The sequence below is a fragment of the Crocosphaera sp. XPORK-15E genome, assembly GCF_034931425.1.
Taxonomy (GTDB): Bacteria; Cyanobacteriota; Cyanobacteriia; order Cyanobacteriales; family Microcystaceae; genus UHCC-0190.
On record NZ_JAYGHQ010000052.1, the window covers coordinates 845 to 5933 of the forward strand.

6 protein-coding genes and 2 pseudogenes are annotated in these 5089 nt (G+C 36.9%); 4 read left to right on the forward strand and 4 right to left on the reverse strand.

The genetic code is table 11. The annotated features are described in order from the left end of the window. Nucleotides 1–293: 293 nt before the first annotated feature. The 4 genes and pseudogenes from VB691_RS24115 (at nt 294) to VB691_RS24130 (ending at nt 1714) form a co-directional block, all read left to right on the forward strand. The gene (locus VB691_RS24115) at nt 294–581 is read left to right on the forward strand and encodes a hypothetical protein (RefSeq protein WP_323294071.1); all 288 of its coding nucleotides are present in this window, start codon (nt 294–296) and stop codon (nt 579–581) included. 160 nt (nt 582–741) lie between these two features. Further along, nucleotides 742–1041 (forward strand): annotated as a pseudogene (locus VB691_RS24120) (CAP domain-containing protein); the annotation flags it as partial. Between the two features lie 66 nt (nt 1042–1107). Then, nucleotides 1108–1254, forward strand: coding sequence for a hypothetical protein (locus VB691_RS24125; protein ID WP_323294072.1), 147 nt, complete (start codon nt 1108–1110; stop codon nt 1252–1254). A 145-nt stretch (nt 1255–1399) separates the two neighbouring features. Beyond that, nucleotides 1400–1714, forward strand: coding sequence for a hypothetical protein (locus VB691_RS24130; protein ID WP_323294073.1), 315 nt, complete (start codon nt 1400–1402; stop codon nt 1712–1714). Here VB691_RS24130 and VB691_RS24135 read toward each other — a convergent pair whose 3' ends face one another. From VB691_RS24135 to VB691_RS24150, 4 genes and pseudogenes are all read right to left on the reverse strand, one after another. Next, the gene (locus VB691_RS24135) at nt 1715–2077 is read right to left on the reverse strand and encodes a hypothetical protein (protein WP_323294074.1); all 363 of its coding nucleotides are present in this window, start codon (nt 2075–2077) and stop codon (nt 1715–1717) included. Between the two features lie 36 nt (nt 2078–2113). After that, a complete protein-coding gene (locus VB691_RS24140) occupies nt 2114–2779 on the reverse strand; it encodes an SDR family oxidoreductase (RefSeq protein ID WP_323294075.1) in 666 nt (221 codons plus the stop codon). Between the two features lie 163 nt (nt 2780–2942). After that, nucleotides 2943–3920, reverse strand: a complete 978-nt coding sequence (locus VB691_RS24145) for an SDR family NAD(P)-dependent oxidoreductase (protein WP_323294077.1) — start codon at nt 3918–3920, stop codon at nt 2943–2945. Between the two features lie 369 nt (nt 3921–4289). After that, nucleotides 4290–5089 (reverse strand): annotated as a pseudogene (locus VB691_RS24150) (hypothetical protein); the annotation flags it as partial.

Consider the following 5089-nt stretch of genomic DNA (forward strand, 5'->3'; position numbering starts at 1 on the left):
GAACCTCACTTTTTACTTTTTTACTCTTTTTTATTGTGCCTAGAGGTGTGAGTAACTCCTCTAAATATTCCTTGGCAAATTGGTCATGGGGTTGACGAGTCATTTAAGTTGATAACAGACGTATTGAAATATAAATAATAATCCTATTATATCACGTTGAATATTCAAAATTTATTGAATAATTTCAGCTGCTAATTTACTGAAACTATAATTATTAAGGTAAGCGTGGGATGACCAAAAACTATTAAGCTGAATTGATAGTTTCCCAAAAGATGCAGGACGAGACGCGCCTCATGGCCTATAATATTGAGGATATTAACGAAGCCGATAACAGAATGAAAATACAGTCAATTAACCATGAACCCATAGAAGGAACGGATACGGTATTAACCACTGTGATTATTAATCAAGTTCCTAGTCAATGTATTTTAGCGAGATTATTGATTGATGCTTTGGGAAAACCTGGGATTGATAATGATCTGGAAATGGTCGGTTCTGGTGATACTTGGACAATCATCTGGAGTCAACCTTTAGCTATCATGGATAATACTAGGAAATTAATGACAAAAGTTATCGCCTAAACTAATGAAACAGATTTTTACATCAATTGTACTATTCACTTCATTGTTAACTTTCAATCAACCTGTTATTAGTCAAACCAACTTTCAGCAAGAAATTTAAAATGCTCATAATAAATATCGTCAACAGGTTAATGTATCTCCTTTAACTTGGTCTAATAATTTAGCTAGTGATGCTCAAAAATGGGCTAACTATTTAGCTTCATTAGGAGGGAAAAAATTACAACATGATTCTAACACAAACGGGCAGGGCGAAAATTTATGGTTAGGTACATCAAACCGATTTACTTATACGCAAATGGTTGATGGTTGGGGACAAGAAAAACAGTATTTAACCTCTCGCCGATTTAACCTTGAAACCGTTAGTTCTACTGGTAATTGGTCAAATGTGGCTCATTACACTCAAATGGTTTGGAAGAATACTAAACAAGTAGTCCGATGCTCTTTCAAAAGCGGGTGGTAATGATATCTTAGTCTGTCGTTATAGTCCCCAAGGTAATATTATTGGTCAACCGATTTATTAATCAACATGGATGATTTTGAGGCTTTTGATTTACTCGATTCTGGGATTAAGTTTGACCCTAGTAACTGGCAAGATTTAGCCGTATTATTTATGTTGATAGTGTTTTCCATTGGGGGAGCTTTCTATGTTAAGAATGAACAGAAAAATCGGTAAAGTGAACCGACTCATCAGTATAATAGGAAAACAGGAGAAGTGGAGAAACTTGATGAGTAATTAGGTTCTATTAAACCAATAAATACGGATGATAATTACCCTGCTTATTCGTCAGATATTGAAAGATTAAATATAGATTGAATTCATGTCGGCCAAAAAACATTATCACCTATTTTCTCAGGGACTTTCTGTTATCAAAGAGTTTCATGATGACTTTGGTGATTGGTATCCTCCAGTCATTGTCCCCTACTATTGGAAAGATGGAGCTTTATGGGTTTGTGTGACTCGTTTGGAACTAGGTTACGATAAAGCTTGTCCCATTAACACCTCGGCACGATGGCCGAATTATACTGACTTTTTTATCAGAGGAGGTGTTCTGTTATTTGGCTATGCCAAAGTGAATGGTTATATTCCTGTCTATCTTGAAGAATTGCAGGGACTAGATGCCATCTTGTTTTGATTAAATAACAGAAAAAGCCTGAAATAATTTGAGCATTTCTCTTTTAAGTTCTAAGATAGCCTCATCAACTGAATCATAATCATCAGTGTCTAGTAAGTAAGCATCTCCCATATCAGCACTAGACCAAAAATAAGAATGTTGTCCAATTGTTAAATAGGCTCGCCACTTTTGTTCATAAGTTTCTAGGGTAACAAAAAAGCATCTTGACATGAGATTTTCAGGATCAAGGACAAACTTTCCCCAAAGAGAAAAGCCCAGATATTCATCATTCTTCTCATTATTATATTCCCAATCGCTGAAATTAGGAAAGACAGTTTTAGCTATTTCTATTACTTTTTTAATTTCCAGTTCTGTTAAAATCATAATCTTCAATGGTTAAAAAAAATGGAATGCAAGTTATTACCAAGGTAGAACTTCACCATTAGAATGCCAAAAAGTACCTGTATTTTCTAAATTTAATTGGTCAATACGAGCTATCAATCCTTTCACTGATTGTTCTGGAGTAATGCCATTGGGAGTAAAATTAGTCATTCGAGTTTGGACGAAACCTGGATGCAGAATAGCTACAGCAATATTTTTCGGTTTCAAGTCGATAGATAAGGACTTACCTGCCATAGATAGAGCTACTTTTGACATTCGATAACCATAGGAACCCCCATTCGTATTATCATCAATTGAACCCATACGACTGGTCATCAGAATAATTTTAGAACCTGGTCGTAAATTAGGGAGTAAAGCCTGAGTTAATCTTAAAGGAGCAAGGGCATTCACTTCAAATTGTTGGCGGATACTATTGATATCTAATTTATCCAGGCTAACTCTCTCTAAAATGCCAGCATTATTGATCAAGACATCTAGTTTTTGCCCATCAAGTTTTTTCACCAATCGCTTCACATCTGTATCTGAAGTAAGATCAATATCAGTTTCTATAGAGACATCTAACTCTTTTAATTCGAGGGCTGCTTTTCGACATACCGCAATGACATGATCTCCTCTTTGTTTGAGTTGACGGCAATATTCTAAACCGATTCCTCGATTAGCTCCTGTGATTAAATAGGTTCCCATTTTTTTCTAAGTAATAAGATTAATAGAAAAAGAAGTTGTATATTCTTTTTAGTGCTTAATAACATGGTAGTAGTTTACCATATTTTAAGAGCTTAACATTTAGTTTGATTGTATGATTAAGATAACTTGTCCACTTTCAAATCTAATAATTTCTTGAATCTGCTTAAATCCTAGGAGATTGGAGCCTTGTCCATTGCAAGATAAACCAGGGGATGTTGATGTCGGGGATAAGCCAAGCATACTGTCTCAAAGCAGGGATAGCAGAAGGCAGTATAAAACGCAGAGAACGTAAAGAAACCGGACGCTTATCATCTTCATCAACGATGTTATAGCGTGAGGCTAATTCAGCTATAATCTGCACTTTACCTGTTAGATTCATGGTATTTTGTTGGGCGGCTATTGCTGCAATTACTCTCCCAGTAAACAAAGGCGTTTCCCAATTGTAATGATCTCGAATTGAGGCTTTTTGAGACGTTTGCTCATCTTCAGTTTTCAATTTCTCAGCCAATTTAAACATTTGTTCCGTTCCGACAATTCCTGGCCAAATAGAAATAGAGGTAATATTATCAGGCTTTAATTCCACTGCCATATCAGCCGCCATTCTGTCGCAAGCTGCTTTTCCTACGCCATAAGCAGCCCCAAAAATATAAGAGAGTCCTCCCCAAGATGAAATCGTACAAATCAGTCCTTGTTGACGCTTATTCATTAAACGAGCCGCATAAACACTGGCAATATAATGACTACGAAGACCCACGTTATTGATAGCATCCCAAAGAATCGGCTCCTGTTTCCAAAACGGTTGCCCATGGCCATCAGAGATCGCCTTTACCCCGGAAAAAACATTATTAACCAAGATATCAAGTTGTCCATCTTGTTCAGTTTCAATGCGTTCAAATAATAACCGTACCTGCTCATCATCACTATGATCTACTTGAACAGGAATACACACACCACCCGCTTCCATTACCGCTTGCTGCGTTTCTAAAAGAGTCCCAGAAATGTTCTCATCAGAGGGAGCAAGGGTTCGCCCCGTAATATACACCGTTGCTCCTGCTTCCCCTAAACCAATAGCAATACCTTTACCAATCCCTCTGGTTGCTCCCCAGGCAGGGCAAACGCATCTAAATCTGGAAAGGCAGATTGGATAAGAGTTTTAGCGATCGCATATATTTTTTTGTCAAAGCCTGAAATCCTTACTGGATCAGTGGTCTGAGATTTAGATGCGTTTGCCCTGGCTCCCCAGGGCAATCGCATTAAAATTTCAGACCCCCGATCTGGTAAGGATTTTGAGTTTCAAGCGATCGCCTACAGAGATCGCGGAACTATTGACCCTAACTGTCTTTCAAAAATTAAATGCGATTGCCCTGGGTTGCTCCCGTAACTAAAGCGACTTTACCCTTAAGGTTTTTCATGATCTCCCTTGACCTCAATAATTATCAATAAAAACTTTGGGTTTAGACATAATTAAGATCAACAACTAAACAGCGTAGCTTAACGGTGAGAATGTCAACTAAGCCTCTTTGGTGGATAAATCAAGCAAAAAATCAATAATTTCATCATCGCTTAGAATTTGGCGACTACGTTTATTGTACCTTAAAACCAGATAATCTATACCTTGTTGTTTTGTCCATTTCAATCTTTCCATCTCTCGATCAATCTGCTGTATCAGTTCCAAATACTCAATAACCTCTCGTTTTAATAAATTCCTACTTTCAGCCGTGACACTAATCTCATAAAAGAACATAGCCTGGTCATAAGCTTTGTTTAGCTGTTGAATTAACTCGTCTTCAAACTGACAATTTGATGCCAATGACCTATAGGCTTCTTTTATCTGATAAGAAGTGGACAAAGGATCTATTTGTAAGACTTGCCACCAACTTCTAATAGCAGAATCTGGTGGCACAGTGTAACTGTTTAGGGCTTTACTTTCGTTTCTAAATCTGGGGTTGTTAAATTCCAGTTCTAAATGAAACTTAATCCATTTTGGCTTAGCATCAGGATGGCATTCTAATAAATAGTTTTCAAACATTTTAAAGGCGACATCTGACCTATCTCCTTTAAAAACTGCCCCATATAACCAATCATTACAAAGTAATTTCCCTGGATATTTCTTATCCCAGGTTTCCCACAACAGATCGGGAGGTAAACCTTTAGTAAAACGAGTTTTTCTTTGAATTCTGATATATTTTATTTGTGCCTTGGTTTCTGGGTCAAGTAACTCACCAAACACACCATCAACAAACTGGTCATCATCCTTATCAATGGACAATTGACAATGGACAATTGACAATTGGTTAATTTGGTTTAAAA